This window comes from Escherichia sp. TW14182 (assembly GCF_000208525.1).
Lineage (GTDB): Bacteria > Pseudomonadota > Gammaproteobacteria > Enterobacterales > Enterobacteriaceae > Escherichia > Escherichia ruysiae.
On the sequence record NZ_AEJZ01000381.1, the window covers coordinates 1 to 728 of the forward strand.

At 44.4% G+C, this 728-nt stretch carries 2 protein-coding genes; both read left to right on the forward strand.

All coding sequences use genetic code 11. The features are described from left to right. Positions 1 to 94 (forward strand): CII family transcriptional regulator (locus EQY_RS27250; protein ID WP_077629731.1); only part of this gene is annotated, 94 nt, incomplete at its 5' end. A gap of 34 nt (positions 95 to 128) precedes the next feature. Continuing rightward, positions 129 to 728, forward strand: a 600-nt coding sequence (locus EQY_RS0122075; protein WP_024212707.1) for a replication protein, incomplete at its 3' end; no start/stop codon positions are given.

Below are 728 nucleotides of genomic sequence, written 5' to 3' on the forward strand. Positions count from 1 at the left end.
TGAAGACGAGGAATTAGCAAAGCTAGCAAAGAAAGTAGCCATGGTGCTGACAAAAGAAAAGCCTCAAGACTGCTGCAACAGTTTTGAGGCCTGATGTAGAAAGACTGGATCAATCCACAGGAGTCATTATGACAAATACAGCAAAAATACTCAACTTCGGCAGAGGTAACTTTACCGGACAGGAGCGTAATGTGGCAGATCTCGATGATGGTTACGCCAGACTATCAAATATGCTGCTTGAGGCTTATTCAGGCGCAGATCTGACCAAGCGACAGTTTAAAGTGCTGCTTGCCATTCTGCGTAAAACCTATGGGTGGAATAAACCAATGGACAGAATCACCGATTCTCAACTTAGCGAGATTACAAAGTTACCTGTCAAACGGTGCAATGAAGCCAAGTTAGAACTCGTCAGAATGAATATTATCAAGCAGCAAGGCGGCATGTTTGGACCAAATAAAAACATCTCAGAATGGTGTATCCCTCAAAACGAGGGAAAATCCCCTAAAACGAGGGATAAAACATCCCTCAAATTGGGGGATTGCTATCCCTCAAAACAGGGGGACACAAAAGACACTATTACAAAAGAAAAAAGAAAAGATTATTCGTCCGAGAATTCTGGCGAATCCTCTGACCAGCCAGAAAACGATCTTTCTGTGGTTAAACCGGATGCTGCAATTCAGAGCGGCAGTAAGTGGGGAACAGCAGAAGACCTGACCGCCGCAGAGTGG